General features: G+C 67.9%; 12 protein-coding genes and 1 pseudogene. 8 read left to right on the plus strand and 5 right to left on the minus strand.

Going from position 1 to position 15,234, the window contains the following annotated elements:
* Window positions 1-15 precede the first annotated feature (15 nt).
* Complete coding sequence (dnaG, locus tag SFB74_RS21755) at window positions 16-2,052, plus strand: DNA primase (protein WP_432726356.1); 2,037 nt, start codon at window positions 16-18, stop codon at window positions 2,050-2,052.
* On the opposite strand, the gene SFB74_RS21760 is transcribed toward dnaG, so the two are convergent.
* On the minus strand, window positions 1,992-2,507 hold the full coding sequence (locus tag SFB74_RS21760) for a hypothetical protein (protein WP_432726357.1): 516 nt from the start codon (window positions 2,505-2,507) through the stop codon (window positions 1,992-1,994). The two genes, dnaG and SFB74_RS21760, sit on opposite strands and share 61 nt — an antisense overlap.
* Here SFB74_RS21760 and rpoD point away from each other — a divergent pair.
* The 4 genes from rpoD to sugE all read left to right on the plus strand — a co-directional run bounded on the left by rpoD (window position 2,500) and on the right by sugE (window position 7,567).
* Window positions 2,500-4,683 (plus strand): RNA polymerase sigma factor RpoD, encoded by a 2,184-nt coding sequence (rpoD, locus tag SFB74_RS21765; RefSeq protein ID WP_432726358.1) that lies wholly within the window; start codon window positions 2,500-2,502, stop codon window positions 4,681-4,683. The genes SFB74_RS21760 and rpoD overlap by 8 nt on opposite strands.
* A gap of 101 nt (window positions 4,684-4,784) precedes the next feature.
* Entirely contained in the window at window positions 4,785-6,020 is a 1,236-nt protein-coding gene (locus SFB74_RS21770) for a multidrug effflux MFS transporter (RefSeq protein ID WP_432726359.1), read from the plus strand.
* Window positions 6,021-6,094: 74 nt separating this feature from the next.
* Window positions 6,095-7,228, plus strand: a complete 1,134-nt coding sequence (locus SFB74_RS21775) for an HPP family protein (protein ID WP_432726360.1) — start codon at window positions 6,095-6,097, stop codon at window positions 7,226-7,228.
* Between the two features lie 18 nt (window positions 7,229-7,246).
* Entirely contained in the window at window positions 7,247-7,567 is a 321-nt protein-coding gene (sugE, locus tag SFB74_RS21780) for a quaternary ammonium compound efflux SMR transporter SugE (RefSeq protein WP_432726361.1), read from the plus strand.
* Window positions 7,568-7,570: 3 nt separating this feature from the next.
* Here the strand turns inward: sugE and SFB74_RS21785 are convergent, their stop codons facing one another.
* Genes SFB74_RS21785 through SFB74_RS21795 form a run of 3 tightly spaced genes read right to left on the minus strand, consistent with a single transcriptional unit; the run spans window position 7,571 to window position 10,754 of the window.
* Window positions 7,571-8,560, minus strand: a complete 990-nt coding sequence (locus SFB74_RS21785) for a tripartite tricarboxylate transporter substrate-binding protein (protein ID WP_432726362.1) — start codon at window positions 8,558-8,560, stop codon at window positions 7,571-7,573.
* A 41-nt stretch (window positions 8,561-8,601) separates the two neighbouring features.
* A complete protein-coding gene (locus SFB74_RS21790) occupies window positions 8,602-9,810 on the minus strand; it encodes a CaiB/BaiF CoA transferase family protein (RefSeq protein WP_432726363.1) in 1,209 nt (402 codons plus the stop codon).
* A complete protein-coding gene (locus tag SFB74_RS21795; protein WP_432726364.1) occupies window positions 9,807-10,754 on the minus strand; it encodes a hydroxymethylglutaryl-CoA lyase in 948 nt (315 codons plus the stop codon). The genes SFB74_RS21790 and SFB74_RS21795 overlap by 4 nt, the downstream gene beginning before the upstream one ends.
* A 103-nt stretch (window positions 10,755-10,857) precedes the next feature.
* On the opposite strand from SFB74_RS21795, the gene SFB74_RS21800 reads away from it, so the two are divergent.
* The 3 genes and pseudogenes from SFB74_RS21800 to SFB74_RS21810 all read left to right on the plus strand — a co-directional run bounded on the left by SFB74_RS21800 (window position 10,858) and on the right by SFB74_RS21810 (window position 13,509).
* Window positions 10,858-11,760, plus strand: a complete 903-nt coding sequence (locus SFB74_RS21800; protein ID WP_432726365.1) for a LysR family transcriptional regulator — start codon at window positions 10,858-10,860, stop codon at window positions 11,758-11,760.
* Between the two features lie 133 nt (window positions 11,761-11,893).
* Window positions 11,894-12,787: pseudogene (locus tag SFB74_RS21805) on the plus strand (MBL fold metallo-hydrolase); the annotation flags it as partial.
* Window positions 12,781-13,509 (plus strand): DsbA family protein, encoded by a 729-nt coding sequence (locus SFB74_RS21810; RefSeq protein ID WP_432726366.1) that lies wholly within the window; start codon window positions 12,781-12,783, stop codon window positions 13,507-13,509. The pseudogene SFB74_RS21805 and the gene SFB74_RS21810, both read left to right, overlap by 7 nt.
* A gap of 13 nt (window positions 13,510-13,522) precedes the next feature.
* Here the strand turns inward: SFB74_RS21810 and SFB74_RS21815 are convergent, their stop codons facing one another.
* On the minus strand, window positions 13,523-15,226 hold the full coding sequence (locus tag SFB74_RS21815; protein ID WP_432726367.1) for a tannase/feruloyl esterase family alpha/beta hydrolase: 1,704 nt from the start codon (window positions 15,224-15,226) through the stop codon (window positions 13,523-13,525).
* Window positions 15,227-15,234: the final 8 nt, after the last annotated feature.

Below are 15,234 nucleotides of genomic sequence, written 5' to 3' on the forward strand. Positions count from 1 at the left end.
CCGCTCTTCGCCTACATGACCATCCCCGCTTCATTCATCCAGGAACTCATCGCGCGCGCCGATGTGGTCGAGATCGTCGGCCGCTATGTGCAGCTCAAGAAGGCCGGCGCCAATTTCATGGGGCTGTGCCCGTTCCACGGCGAGAAATCGCCCTCTTTCTCCGTCAGCCCGACCAAGCAGTTCTATCACTGCTTCGGCTGCGGAGTGCATGGCAACGCCATCGGTTTCCTGATGGAACACGCGGGCATGGGCTTCGTCGAGGCGGTCCACGACCTCGCCGGCCAGTACGGCATGCAGGTGCCCGAGGACGACGCATCCCCCGCCGAACGCGCCCGTGCCGCCGCCCAACGCCAGAAACAATCAACGTTGACCGACGTGCTCGAAAAAGCCGGCGAAGCCTACCGCAAGCACCTGCGGCAGGCGCCCGGCGCCATCGAATACCTGAAGGGCCGCGGCGTCTCGGGCGAAGTGGCCAAGCAGTTCGGCATCGGCTACGCGCCGGCCGGCTGGCGCGCCCTGGCGAGCGTGTTTCCCGACTACGACGACCCGCTGCTCGCCGAGAGCGGCCTGGTGATCGTCAACAACGAGGAAGGCAAGCTCAGCGAGGAGGAAGCCAAGCGCTACGACCGCTTCCGCGACCGCGTGATGTTCCCCATCCGCAACGTGAAGGGCGAATGCATCGGCTTCGGCGGCCGCGTGCTGGGCGACGAGAAGCCCAAGTACCTGAATTCGCCCGAGACGCCGGTGTTCAGCAAGGGCCGCGAACTCTATGGCCTCTACGAAGCCCGCGCCGCCTTCCGCGACCGGGGCTACGCGCTGGTCACCGAGGGCTACATGGACGTTGTGGCGCTGGCGCAGCTCGGCTTTCCGAACGCGGTGGCCACCCTGGGCACGGCCTGTACGACGGAACACGTGCAGAAGCTCTTCCGCTTCACCGAGTCGGTGGTGTTCAGCTTCGACGGCGACGCCGCCGGACGCCGGGCTGCGCGCAAGGCGCTCGACGGCGCGCTGCCCTACGCCACGGACGTGCGCAGCATCAAGTTCCTGTTCCTGCCGGCCGAGCACGACCCCGACAGCTTCATCCGCGAACACGGCGCCGAGGCCTTCGCCCGATTCGTCAACGAGGCCACGCCGCTGTCGCGCTTCATGATCGAAGCCGCCCGCGAAGGCTGCGACCTGACCACCGCCGAAGGCCGCGCCCACATGACGAGCAATGTGCGCCCGCTCTGGAGCGCGATGCCCGACGGCGCGCTGAAGCGGCAGCTGCTGAGCGAGATCGCGACGCTGGTTCAGCTCGACGCATCCGCGCTGTCAGAGCTGTGGGCCTCCACGCCCGGCCCGCGCAGGGCCGGCGGCGCACCCGCACAGCAGCAGCGGCGCCATGACGAGCCCCCCAGCTACGGCGACGCAGGCGGAGACGACTACTACCCCGACATGCCCCCGCCGCAGGACTACGAGCCTGCGCGCTATGAAAGCGATAGCAAGCCCAAGTTCCAGCAGCAACGCAAGTTCGCGGGCAAGGGTGGCAAGCGCTGGGGAGGAAAGTTCGAGGAACCCATCGAGCCGCTGCGCGGCCGTGGCGCGCCGCCGAGCCGCCCGGACGTGGCGGTGCGGCTGCTGCTGTCGAACATGGCCCAGTGGGAAGCGCTGTCGCACGAACTCCACGTGATGCTGTGCGACCTGCCGGGCCAGCACGGCGCCCTCTTCACCTGGCTCGACAGCCAGTTGCACGAGCACGGCGTCCAGCCTTGGGCGGCCTTGCGCGAAGGCCTGCGCGGACTCGACTTCGAGTCGCTGGCCGAGCGACTGATGTCCGTCGCCGAGGCCGGCCCCATTCCCGAGGGCGAGGAAGCGCAGCACCTGGCCGACGCCGCCCGGGAGCTCGCCAGCGTGCTCGACTTCATGCTCGAGGAGCTCTTGAAAAAGCAGGAGAACGAGGCAATTGCAGCTTTCGGGAAAGATCCGGATGCGCCGGATCGCTTCAGGGCAATTCAGGCGCGGCGGCTCGAATTGCGTGCCCGATTGCGCGCGTCGGGATCAGAAACTGCTTGAAATTTGCGCAACACGCTATAATGTAGGGCTTCGCAATTGGCGAAATTAGGCAAGAGCGACAGCAGCACCTCCGGGCCGACCCCTAGCGCAATGCACTCCAACGGTAGATTCCGGCGGAAAGGGTCAATAACCGCAAGGACTGCACACCAAATGTTCGCCCGACATCTTGCCTGTTGAGGAATTAGTTCCTCTTTCCCATTTGTTTCCAGTCCGTGCCTGTGCACGGGCTCGGTGGCGCCGTCCGTGTGGCGGTGCGCCTGTGATTCCGCTTGTCTTTTCTTGCCGTAACGAGGTCGTATGCCCAGTTCAAAGAAGCCTGCTCCTTCACTTGCCAAAAGCGTCGCCACCAAGCCCGCCGCAGAAAAACCGTTGAAAGCCGGTGCGAAACCGGCAACCAAGACGGCCGCCGCCGCATCCAAATCGGCCGCCGCTACGAAAGTGAAAACCGTGCCCACGAAATCGACCTCCCTCGAAGATCCCAAGAAGGCAGCCGCCCCGGCCGCCAAGAAGGTCGGCCGCCCGCCCAAGGCCGCCGGCGCCGCCACGCCCGCCACCGGAGCCAAGCGCGGCCGCAAGCCCAAGGCCGACAAGGAAGCCCCCGAGAGCGACGTCGACCTGTCGGACATCGAGGACGACCTGGCGGGCGACGAACCCGCGGCTGCGGCAACCGAGGAAAAGGTCAAGCCGCTTCGCATGAAGATCAGCAAGGCGAAGGAACGCGCCTTGATGAAGGAGTTCGGCCTCGACGAGACCGTGCTCTCCGAAGAAGACCTGGCCAAGCGCCGCTCGCGCCTGAAGACCCTGATCACGCTGGGCAAGACCCGCGGCTACCTGACGCACGGCGAAATCTCCGACCACCTTCCCGACAAGCTGGTCGACGCCGAGACCATGGAAGTCGTGGTCACCATGCTCAACGACATGGGCGTGGCGGTGTACGAGCAGACGCCCGACGCCGAGACCCTGCTGCTGAACAACACCGCGCCCACCGCCACCACGGTGGAAGAAGCCGAGGAAGAAGCCGAAGCCGCTCTCTCCACGGTGGACAGCGAATTCGGCCGCACCACCGACCCGGTGCGCATGTACATGCGCGAGATGGGCACGGTCGAGCTGCTGACGCGCGAAGGCGAAATCGAGATCGCCAAGCGCATCGAAGGCGGCCTGATGGCCATGATGGAAGCCATCTCGGCCTCCCCCGCCACCATCGCCGAGATCCTGCGCCTGGCCGGCGAGATCCGTGAAGGCAAGGTCGTCATCTCGACCATCGTCGACGGCTTCTCGAACCCCAACGAGGCCGACGACTACGTGGCCGAGGAAGACTTCGACGAATTCGACGAGGAAGACGACGACGACGGCAAGGGCGGCTCCAAGGCCCTGACCAAGAAGCTCGAGGAACTCAAGAACGAGGCCCTCTCGCGCTTCGACCGCATCGCCGAGCTGTTCGAGAAGATCCACAAGATCTACGAGAAGGAAGGCTACGGCACGCCAGCGTACGCCAAGGCCCAGCAGGCCGTGTCCGACGAGCTGATGACCATCCGCTTCACCGCCCGCACCATCGAGAAGCTGTGCGACCTGGTGCGCACGCAGGTGGACGACGTTCGCAAGAAGGAACGCGAGCTGCGCCGCATCATCGTGGACAAGTGCGGCTTCCCGCAGGACGAATTCATCCGCGACTTCAGCGGCTACGACAAGAACGGCAACCGCATCGCCTCCAACCTGCTGAACCTGAAGTGGGTCGAGAAGCAGGCCGCCGCCGGCAAGCCCTGGAGCATGGTGCTCTCGCGCAACATCCCGCCGGTGCAGGAACTGCAGCAGAAGCTCGCCGACATCCAGTCGCGCGTGGTGGTGCCGCTGTCGGAGCTGAAGGACATCAACAAGCGCATGAACGAGGGCGAATCGTCCTCGCGCGACGCCAAGAAGGAAATGATCGAGGCCAACCTGCGCCTCGTGATCTCCATCGCCAAGAAGTACACGAACCGCGGCCTGCAGTTCCTCGACCTGATCCAGGAAGGCAACATCGGCCTGATGAAGGCGGTCGACAAGTTCGAATACCGTCGCGGCTACAAATTCTCGACCTACGCGACGTGGTGGATCCGCCAGGCCATCACCCGCTCGATCGCCGACCAGGCGCGCACCATCCGCATTCCGGTGCACATGATCGAGACGATCAACAAGATGAACCGCATCTCGCGCCAGCACTTGCAGGAGTTCGGCTTCGAGCCAGACGCCGGCATCCTGGCCGCCAAGATGGAGATCCCGGAAGACAAGATCCGCAAGATCATGAAGATCGCGAAGGAGCCGATCTCGATGGAAACACCCATCGGCGACGACGACGATTCGCACCTGGGCGACTTCATCGAGGACAGCAGCAACACGGCTCCCATCGAAGCCGCGATGCAGGCCGGCCTGCGCGACGTGGTCAAGGACATCCTCGACTCCCTCACGCCGCGCGAAGCCAAGGTGCTGCGCATGCGCTTCGGCATCGAGATGAGCACGGACCACACGCTGGAAGAAGTCGGCAAGCAGTTCGACGTGACACGCGAGCGCATCCGCCAGATCGAGGCGAAGGCCCTGCGCAAGCTCAAGCATCCGTCGCGTTCGGACAAGCTGCGCAGCTTTATTGATACGCTCTAAGCCGGTCTCCCGGTATTTCCCCGACGAGGAGGCGCCCGCAAGGGCGCTTTCTTTTTTGGTACTCGCAAGACTCGCATAAGAAGAATGGAGCAAACCTCACCATGAATCCCGATGCAGACAAACTCTGGCAGGCCCCGCGCTGGGCGCTTGCCGTGCTGCTCGCGGTGCTCGGCATGCTCGGGCCCTTCTCCATCGATACCTACATCCCGGCCTTCTCGGGCATCGCGCAATCCATCGGCGCGACGCCGGCCGAGATGCAGCAGACGCTTTCGGCCTACCTGTTCGGCTTCGCGTTCATGAACCTGTTCCACGGCGCGCTGTCGGACAGCTTCGGCCGCCGACCCGTGGTGCTGTGGGGCCTGGCGGTGTTCACGCTGGCCTCGCTGGGCTGCGCGCTCTCGCAGAACATCACGCAGCTGGTGCTGTTCCGGGGCCTTCAGGGCCTGTCGACCGGCGCCGGCATCGTGGTCTCGCGCGCGGTGATCCGCGACATGTTCCCGCCCGCCGAGGCGCAGCGGGTGATGAGCCAGGTCACGATCTACTTCGGCGTGGCACCGGCCATCGCGCCCATCGTGGGCGGCTTTCTCTTCGTGCACGCGGGCTGGCACGCGGTGTTCTGGTTCCTTGTGGCGGTGGGCGTGGTGCTGTTCACAGCCAACTACAAGCTGCTGCCCGAGACGCTGCACAAGGACCATCGCCAGCCCTTCCAGGTTCGGCACCTGATGCGCGGCTACTGGAGCCTGTGCTCCGACCCGCGCTTCCTTCTGCTGGCCTTCGCGAGCGGCGTGCCTTTCAACGGCATGTTCCTCTACGTGCTGGCCGCGCCCGCCTTCCTGGGCGATCACCTCGCGCTGCAGCCGCAGCAGTTCTTCTGGTTCTTCCTGCTGACCATCGGCGGCATCATGCTCGGCGCGCGCGCCAGCGGCCGCATGGCGGGCAAGGTGGCGCCCAAGCGGCAGATCCGCGACGGCTTCGTCATCATGCTGGTCACCTCGGTGGTCAACGTGGTGGCCAACACCTTCTTTCATGCCCACGTGGCATGGGCGCTGTGGCCGCTGGCGGTGTTCGCCTTCGGCTGGGCGCTGATGGTGCCGGTGGTCACGCTGCTGGTGCTAGACCTGCACCCCGAGCGCCGCGGCATGGCCTCGTCGCTGCAGGCGGTGATCGGCTCCACCGCCAACGGCATCGTGGCCGGCGCGGTGGCGCCGCTGGTGATGCACTCCACGCTCGCGCTGGCGCTCACCTCCATGGGCATGCTCGGCATCGGGCTGGTCGCCTGGGTGTGGCTGCACGACCGCTGGCCCGACATTGGACGCAAGGTGGCGCACGAGGGCTGAGCAAAAAAAGACAGAGACAGCGGCGCCTCCGATCGACAACAACAACGACAGCAAGAGACAGGCAAAACGTTCCAATGCGCTTCGAAGCACTCCTGACCTACGCGCGCGCCTGGTTGCCGGGCCGCACCACCGTCGATGCGCGCGAGCGGCTGCGTGCCGTCATGGGCGCGGGCATCGGCCTGCTGTTCACCGCGCTGCTGTGCCGGTGGCTTGCCGGCCCACTGGCCGCCTCGGTCTGGCTGATCGCGCCGCTCGGGGCGAGCGCCGTGCTGGTGTTCGCGGTGCCGGCCAGTCCGCTGGCTCAGCCGTGGTCGGTCATCGGCGGCAACACGCTGTCGGCGGTGGTCGGCATCGCGGCCGCCAACTGGATTCCCGATCCGGCGCTGGCAGCCGCCGTCGCCGTGGCGGGAGCCATCGGCCTGATGTTCAGCGCGCGCTGCCTGCACCCGCCCGGCGGCGCCGCGGCGCTGCTCGCGGTGCTGACGCACACGACGCACTTCTCGTCGGCCCTCTTCCCCTTCTTCACCAACTCGCTGCTGCTGGTGCTGGCCGGCGTGGCCTACAACACGCTGACCGGGCGGCGCTATCCGCACGTGCAGGTGGCGCCGCGTCCGCCGGGCTCCGACGCACGCTTCAGCCAGGCCGACATCGACGCGGTGCTGGCCCGCTACAACCAGGTGCTCGACATCAGCCGCGACGACCTCGAATCGCTGATCCGCGAGACCGAGCTCGAGTCGTACAAGCGTCGCCTCGGCACGCTGAGCTGCGCGGACATCATGTCCAGGGTGCCGATCTCGGTGGAGTTCGGCACGCCACTGCAGGAGGCCTGGGCGCTGATGCACGAGCGCCGCATCAAGGCCCTGCCGATCACCGACCGCACGCGCCGCGTGGTGGGCATCGTCACGCAGGCCGATTTCTTCCGCCAGCTCGACCTGCAGCACCACGAGGGCATCGCGGCCAAGCTGCGCGACCTGATCCGGGCCACCCGCACGGTGATGTCGAACAAGCCCGAGGTGGTGGGCCAGATCATGACGCGCCAGGTGCGCGTGGCCAGCGCCGACCGGCCCGTGGTCGACCTTGTGCCGCTGTTCTCCGAGGGCGGCCACCACCATATCCCCATCATCGACGATGAAAAACGGCTGGCCGGCATGATCACGCAATCGGATTTCGTGCGCGCCCTCTACCGTGCCGTGCGGCCGGAAAACTGAAACCGAAGGAGTGCGCGCATGGCGTGGATCGTGTTGTTCATCGCGGGCCTGCTCGAAACGGGCTGGGCCATCGGCCTCAAGTACACCGAGGGGTTCACGAAGCTCTGGCCGTCGGTCGGCACCGCGATCTCGATGGTGCTCAGCGTGGTGCTGCTGGGCTGGGCGATGCGCTCGCTGCCCGTGGGCACGGCCTACGCGGTGTGGACTGGCATCGGCGCGGTGGGCACCGTGGCGCTGGGCATCGTGCTCTTCAACGAGCCGGCCAACGCGGCGCGGCTCGTGTGCGTCGGGCTGATCGTGGCCGGCATCATCGGGCTCAAGTTCACGAGCCAGGGCTGAGCCCTATTCGAGGGTCACGCCGGCTTTCTTCACCAGCGCCGCATAGCGCGCCGCCTCGCTGCGGAAATAGCTCGCGGCCTGCTCGGGCGTGGTGGGCCTGACGACGTTGCCCTGCTTGTCCATCGCCTCGCGCACCTCGGTGCTGGAAAAGGCGGCGACCACCGCGGCGTGCACGCGAGCGACATCCGCCGGCTGCATCTTCGCTGGCCCGATCATGGCGAACCAGCCTTCGACCGCGTAGTTCGGCAGCCCCTGCTCGGCGATGGTCGGAATGTCCGGCGCGGCCGGCGAGCGCTGCGCGCCGCACAGGCCGATGGCGCGCAATGCGCCGCTCCTGATGTGCTGCTGCACCGCCGGCAGCGCCACCACGCCGAGCTCCACCTGCCCGCCGATCATGTCGGTCATCATCGGCCCGGTGCCCTTGTAGGGAATGTGCCGCGCCTTCACACCGGCCTCGTCCATGAACATCTCTCCCGCGAGATGGATGATGGTGCCGTTGCCCGACGAGGCGTAGTTGTAGCCGCCCGGCTTCGAGCGCAGCAGCGCGACCAGTTCGGGCACGTTCTTCGCCGGCAGCTTCGGGTTCGCCAGCAGCACCAGCGGCGTCGCGCCCACCACGCTGATCGGCGTGATGTCGTTGATCGCATCGAAGGGCATCTTCCTGAACACCGCCGGATTGATGACGTGGTTGTTCGACACCATGCCCAGCGTGAGCCCGTCGGGCGCGGCCTTGACGATGGCCGCCGCGCCGGTGATGCCGCCGGCGCCCGGCAGGTTCTCGATCACCACCGGCTGGCCGAAGGCCTTGCCCAGCGCAACCGACGCCGCGCGTGCAATGGTGTCGACGCCCGAGCCCGCGCTGATCGGCAGGATGAGGCGGATGGGCTTGTCCGAGCCCTGCGCGAGCGCCGGGCATGCTGCCACCGCGGCGGCGCAGGCGCCCAGGCCGAGCAGCGCGCGGCGGTTCATCTTCAGGGGAAGTGTGTGCGTCATGGTCTTGTCTCTCTTCTTTATGGTTCTCGAAAGGGCCCCGCTCAGGCCACCGCCGATCCGGCATGCAGCGCATCGATCTCCTCGCGCGCATAGCCCAGCCCCGCCAGCAGCTCGCGGGTGTGCTCGCCCAGCGTCGGTGGATGCAGCCGCACGCCGAGGCGCTCGCCGTCGAGCGTGATCGGGAACAGCGTGGTCTGCGCCATCTCTCCGGCGCGCTCGCCGTCGGGCAGGCGTATGTCGGCGAGCCCGCCCGTGGCCTTCAGGTGCGGATCGGCGTACAGGTCTTCCGGCCGCGTGATCGGCGCGAAAGGCAGGCCGGCGGCCTCGAAGATCGCCGACAGTTCCGCCGCCGAACGCTGCGCGAGGCGCTCGCGCAGGTCGGCCAGCAACGTGGGCCGCATGCGCACCCGGTCGTTGTTGGTGCGAAGCGCCGGGTCGGCCTTTAGGTCATCGAAGCCCAGCGCCTCGCAGAAGGTCTTCCACTGCGCATCGCTCACCGCCGCCAGGAAGATCTGCTCGCCGTCCTTCACGGTGAACACGTCGTACAGCGCCCAGGCCGAGATGCGCTCGGGCATCGGCGCCGCCGCCTGGCCGGTGATCGCGTACTGCAGCATGTGCTGGCCGACCAGGAACACGTTGTTCTCGAACAGCGCCGACTTCACCTCCTGGCCCTTGCCGGTCTCGGTGCGCTGCATCAGCGCGGCGATCGCGCCGATGGCGCCGAACATGCCGCCCATGATGTCGTTCACGCTGGTGCCCGCGCGCAGCGGATCGCCCGGGCGGCCCGTCATGTAGGCCAGCCCGCCCATCATCTGCACCACCTCGTCGAGCGCAGTGCGGTGCTCGTAGGGGCCGGGCAGGAAGCCCGTGTGGTTCACGTACACGAGGCGCGGGTTGAGCTTGCCCAGCGCGGCGTAGCCCAGGCCGTACTTGTCCATGGTGCCGGGCTTGAAGTTCTGCGCCACCACGTCGGCGGTGACGCACAGCCGCAGCGCCGCCTCCACGCCCTGCGGATTGCGCAGATCGAGCGCGATGCTCTTCTTGTTGCGGTTGAACATCGGGAAGAAGCCCGCGCCCGCGCCCAGCAGGTGCCGCGTGCGGTCGCCCTCGATGGGCTCGACCTTGATGACCTCCGCCCCCAGGTCCGCCAGCACCATGCCGCAGGTCGGCCCCATCACCATGTGCGTGAACTCGACCACTCGGATGCCGGCGAGCGGCAGGCGCTTTTCTTCTGTGCCTGCCGTGCTCATGCCGCGACGCCTTCCATGGCCGTGAAGGTCGTCGGAAAGCCCGCGCGCCACACCGTGCCCTGCAGCGTTTCACCCTCGAGCCAGCCCGCCACGCGGCGGCGCAGGTCGAGCAGCTTCGGCAGGTCGACGCCGGTGGCGACACCCATGCTCTCCAGCATGAAGACCAGATCCTCGGTGTCGACGTTGCCGCTGGCACCCGGTGCATGCGGGCAGCCGCCGATGCCGGCCAGGCAGGCGTCGAAGCGCGTGATGCCGACTTCGAGCGCCGCGTACGCATTCGCGAGCCCCATGCCTCGCGTGTCGTGGAAATGGCCGCACCACAGCCGGTCGCCCGCGATGCGCAGTGCGTGCTCGAACAGGCTGCGCACCATCGCCGGATCGGCGTAGCCGACAGTGTCGGCCAGGCTCACGCGGTCGGCGCCGGCGTCGAGCAGCGCCTGCATCAGCCGCAGCACCTCCTCAGGGTCGACGTGGCCCTGCAGCGTGCAGCCGAAGGCCGTGCCCACGCCGCCGTCGATCAGCGTCTTCGAGCCCGCGGCGTCGCGCGCCGCGCGGATACGGCCGACCTCGGCCACCACCTCGTCCGGCGTCTTGCGCAGGTTGGCGAGGCTGTGCGCATGGCTTGCCGAGAGCGGCACGATCATCAGGTCGGCCCCGCCGGCGATGGCGCGCTCGGCCCCCTTGAGGTTGGGCACCAGCACCGAGGCGAAGAGCCCCGGCAGCGTCTTCGCATAGGCCAGCAACTCGGCGGTGTCGGCCAGTTGCGGCAGCAGGTGCGCGGGCACGAAGGAGCCGACCTCGATCTCGCGCTGGCCGGCGGCGTGCGCGTCGTGGATCCATTCGAGCTTGCGTTCGGTGGAGAGCACGCGCGCGATGCTCTGGAGGCCGTCGCGCAGGCCCACTTCGCGGACGACCGCGCGCGGCGGCAGGAAGGCGTGAATCAAGTCTTGTCTCCGTCGTGATGCTGACAACGGCGCCGATGTTAGGAGTTCCAACTTGATCCAGAAGGTATATTTTGGAAGCCATCCGATTCCAGAACGGAACACCATGAGAGACCTCGACCTGACCACCCTGCGCCTCTTCGTCGCCGTCTGCGAAACGCGCAGCATCGCGCGCGCCGGCGAGCAGGCCAGCATCGTCGGCTCGGCCATCAGCAAGCGGCTGGCTCAGCTGGAAGAAACCGTCGGCACGCCTCTGCTGCTGCGCAAGCGCCGGGGCGTGGTGCCCACTCCCGCCGGCGAGACCCTGCTGGAGCACGCCCGCGCGATGCTCGGCAGCGTGAACCGCATCGAGCGCGACATGGCGGCGTACGCCGGCGGCGTGCGCGGGCACGTGCGCATCCTGGCTTCGGCTTCGGTCATGGCCGAGTCGCTCGCCGAGGACGTGGCCGACTTCCTGCAGGACCCGGCGCACCGCAACATCCGCGTCGACATGGAAGAGCGCGTGAGCCCCGAGATCGTGCGCGGCATCCGCGAAGGCAGCGCCTCCATCGGCCTGTGCTGGGACGCAGCCGACCTCGAAGGCCTGGAGCGGCGCGACTACCGCTGCGACCACCTCGCCATCGTGGCGCATCCCTCGCACCCGGTGGCGCAGCGCGAAAGCGTGCGCTTCGAGCAGGTGCTCGACCACGAATTCGTCGGCATGCCCGCGCTGAGCGCGGTGCAGCTCATGCTCGCGCGCGAGGCGGCCGTGGCGGGCAAGCCGCTGGTTTACCGGGTGCTGGTGTCGAACTTCGACGCGGCGCTGCGCGTCGTGCGCGCCGGGCTGGCAATCAGCGTGGTACCGGCCGAGGTGGCTCGGCCATTTGCCGAAGCCTTCGGGCTGCGGCTGATGCCGCTCACCGACGCGTGGGCGCGGCGGCGCTTTGCGATCTGCTTCCGGGGCGACACGGAGCTCTCGCCCTCGGCACAGCTGCTGGTGGCGCATCTGGAGCAGCGTGCGACGGACTGATTCGTTCGGATTCAGAAACTATCCGTTGTCGATCGTCGGGTTTTTGTTTCGATTCGCGCAACCTAACATTCGAGGCATTCAGCGCTGTCACCCATCCACCCCGAATCGAATCACGCAAAGAAAGATCGCCGCCATGTTCCGCAGAGCCCTCCTCTCCTCCGCCCTCGCCGTCGGCTTCAGCCTCGCCGCACCGCTCGCCGCCCAGGCCGCGCAGCCGCTCAAGCTCGACGTGTACAACCCCGGCGCGAAGTCGATGTTCCCGGTCTCCTCGGAGATCGTCACCGGCCAGACCGACGCGGTGCTGATCGACGCCCAGTTCCAGCGCAACGACGCCGAGGCGCTGGTGCAGAAGATCAAGGCCACGGGCAAGAAGCTGACCACGGTCTACATCAGCCACAGCGACCCCGACTACTACTTCGGCCTCGACGTGATCCAGGCCGCCTTCCCCGACGCGAAGATCGTCGCCACGCCGCAGACCGTGGCCGCCATCCAGGCCTCGAAGGACGGCAAGCTCGCGCACTGGGGCCCGATCCTGAAGGACAACGCACCCAAGGCGCTGGTGGTGCCGCAGCCGCTGGCCGGCGACAGCATCGAGCTCGAGGGCCGCAAGATCCAGGTCGTAGGCCTCGACGGCCCCACGCCCGAGCGCAGCTTCGCGTGGATTCCCTCGCTGAAGGCCGTGGTCGGCGGCATCCCGGTGTCGGCCAACATCCACGTGTGGGTGGCCGACACGCAGACGCCCCAATCGCGCCTCGACTGGATCAGGACACTGGGCCGCATCGAAGCACTGCATCCCAAGACCGTGGTGCCCGGCCACTACCTGCCGAACGCGAACGGCAGCGCGCCCTACTCGCTCGCGTCGGTGAAGTTCACGCGCGACTACCTGAAGGCCTTCGAAGTCGAAGCGACCAAGGCCAAGGACTCGGCCGCGCTCATCGCCGCGATGAAGAAGCGCTACCCGAAGCTGGAAGACGCCTCGTCGCTGGAACTCGGCGCCAAGGTCATCAAGGGAGAGATGAAATGGCCGCAATGAACGACGCCGTGAGCAACGGCGCCACGCTGCACTACATCTTCGATCCGCTGTGCGGCTGGTGCTATGCCGCAGCGCCGCTGGTCGACGCGGCGCGCGAAGTGCCAGGCCTGAAGGTCGAGTTCCATGGCGGCGGCATGATGACTGGCGCCAACCGCCGCCCGATCACGCCGCAATGGCGCGACTACGTGATGCCGCACGACCACCGCATCGCCGAGATGACGGGCCAGCCCTTCGGCGAGCGCTACTTCGAAGGGCTGCTGCGTGACACCGGCGCGGTGATGGATTCCGAACCGCCGACCACCGCCATCCTCGCGGCCGATTCGCTGCGCCCCGGTGGCGGGCTGGACATGATCCATCGCCTGCAGCAGGCGCACTACCTCGAGGGCCGCCGCATCGCCGACGTGGAAGTGCTGAAGGCGATCGCCGCCGAACTCGGCTTCGATGCCGCGGCCTTCGCATCGGCCTTCGACAGCCAGTCGGGAGAAGCGACCGCGCGCCACATCGCGCAGAGCCGCCGGCTGCTTCAGCAGGCGGGCGGCCAGGGCTTTCCGACATTCGTGCTGGCACAGCCCGACGGCAACGCGAGCCGCGTCGACATCGGCCCGTGGCTCGGCCGCGCGGACGAGTGGAAGGCGCAGCTCGGCGCGTTCGTCGCGCCGTCGCAGTCTTCTTCGGCAGAGCCGCCCGCATGCGGGCCGGACGGCTGCGCCATCTAGAACCTTCGCGCCGCTACCTGCTGCACTGGAAGCTCGCCGCCTGCGAGGCATCGCCGCTCACATAGCGCGGCCACATCGGCCACTCGCACAGCGGACGCGCACGCGTGACCTTGAACGGCGGCTGCACCTCCTGCTCCACCAACTGCAGGCCGCCAGGCGCCTTTCCGCGCTCGACCCAGTCGGCCAGCGCGCCGAGCATGTCGACATTGGCCGGCGCGCCGCTTCCCACGTGGTCGACGCCCGGCGCGGTGTACAGGCGCATGAAGCGGTCCACGTTGTCGCGCCCCAGGCGGGCGACCACCGACTCGTAGTAGCGGATGCCGGCGAACGGGCTCTGCGCGTAGTCGGCCATGTGCTCCAGCATCAGCAGCTTGCCGCCGCGGGCGTTGAATGCGCTCAGGTCGGGGTTGGTCGAATCCATGAGCTGCGACACGGTGGCGATGCGCGCGGCGTAGTCTTCGGCGCGGTAGTTGCGCACGTCGAGCGAGGGATTGCGCGCGTAGAAATACTGCAGCGCGCCGCTGCCGTAGAACCACGCGATGCCGTTGCTGGGCTGCGGCGGCACGGTCGGGGCGGCAGTGCCGGTCCACCATGCGTTCCAGCCCCCCATCGAGGCGAAGGCCGGCGTCGCCTCGCCGCCGATGCCCCAGCCGGGGTACTCGTTGATGCCATTGGCCAGCGGCACCGGCGCACGCCACGGCGAACGCAGCGTGCGCACCGCCTGCACCTGCGCATCGTTGAGGCAGTTGTCGCCGCTCGTGCCCGCCGCGCAGCGCAGCGTGGCCGGATCGAAGCGCTGCAGGCAGGCCACCGGGTTCGACACGATGCGGTCGGCCACGCCGTCCGCCGCGTCGCACGATGCGAGCACCGCGTCGTGCACCAGTTGCACCTGCGCCGGCCGCAGCCAGCCCTCGCCGAAGGTGGCGATGCCGTTGCGCGTGCCGGCGTGCTGCAGCCCCGTCCAGTTGATCACCGGCACGCGGCTGAAGATGCCGTCGAAGTCCTGCGGATAGCGCTGCGCCATCGTGAGCGCCTCGCGCCCGCCCTCGGAGCTGCCCATGAAGTACAGCTTCTGCGGCGCCTGCCTGTAGGCGCGCTGCATCAGCGCCACCGCCACGTCGCGCACCTTCTTGTACGAGGCGTGCGCGAAGTTGGTCAGCGCCTCGTCGTTGAGCGCGAAGGCCTGCGGCGGCTGGCCCGCCACGCTCTGGTGACCGGAGTCGGTGCCGTAGGTCACGTAGCCTTGCGCCAGCGGCGTGGGCAGGTCGAAGCGCGCGGCCGGCACAAGCGAGAGGCCGGTGATCAGCACGCCGTTGAAGCCGCCCCCGCCGTACTGCACGCTGCGCCCGTTCCACGCGAGCGGCAGGTTGACCTGGAACATGATGGGCGGAGCGCTGGCATCGAGCGGCGCGATGCGGCCCAGCACCTTGCAATACGAGGGCATCGCCGGCGTGATGCGTGAGGCGGGGCTGGGCCCGCGCTCGGCCACTGCGAGCGCGGAGGCCGGCACCAGCGTCGCTGAATCGATCGTCGCCGCGCCGCTCGGCAGGCCTATCGCCGACGCAGCGACCGGCGCGACAAGTGCAGCGCAGGCCGCCGCCGGATCGGCGCCGAGCGAGAGGCTCTTCGGGCCGGTGGTGGTGCCGCAAGCCGCGAGCAACAACGCGGCGGTCGCCAGCATGGCGCCCCCGCTGAACACTGTCTTCGGGGTCGCCATCTGTCTGT

The organism is Variovorax xiamenensis, assembly GCF_050916385.1.
In the GTDB taxonomy this organism is placed as follows: domain Bacteria; phylum Pseudomonadota; class Gammaproteobacteria; order Burkholderiales; family Burkholderiaceae_C; genus Variovorax.

Bases quoted from the DNA above. Each gene is read 5' to 3' on its own strand.
- dnaG (WP_432726356.1), top strand. From the start codon at position 16: ATGACCATCCCCGCTTCATTCATCCAGGAACTCATCGCGCGCGCCGAT.
- SFB74_RS21770 (WP_432726359.1), top strand. From the start codon at position 4,785: ATGAATCCCGATGCAGACAAACTCTGGCAGGCCCCGCGCTGGGCGCTT.
- SFB74_RS21775 (WP_432726360.1), top strand. From the start codon at position 6,095: ATGCGCTTCGAAGCACTCCTGACCTACGCGCGCGCCTGGTTGCCGGGC.
- sugE (WP_432726361.1), top strand. From the start codon at position 7,247: ATGGCGTGGATCGTGTTGTTCATCGCGGGCCTGCTCGAAACGGGCTGG.
- SFB74_RS21785 (WP_432726362.1), bottom strand. From the start codon at position 8,560: ATGACGCACACACTTCCCCTGAAGATGAACCGCCGCGCGCTGCTCGGC.
- SFB74_RS21790 (WP_432726363.1), bottom strand. From the start codon at position 9,810: ATGAGCACGGCAGGCACAGAAGAAAAGCGCCTGCCGCTCGCCGGCATC.
- SFB74_RS21800 (WP_432726365.1), top strand. From the start codon at position 10,858: ATGAGAGACCTCGACCTGACCACCCTGCGCCTCTTCGTCGCCGTCTGC.
- SFB74_RS21810 (WP_432726366.1), top strand. From the start codon at position 12,781: ATGGCCGCAATGAACGACGCCGTGAGCAACGGCGCCACGCTGCACTAC.
- SFB74_RS21815 (WP_432726367.1), bottom strand. From the start codon at position 15,226: ATGGCGACCCCGAAGACAGTGTTCAGCGGGGGCGCCATGCTGGCGACC.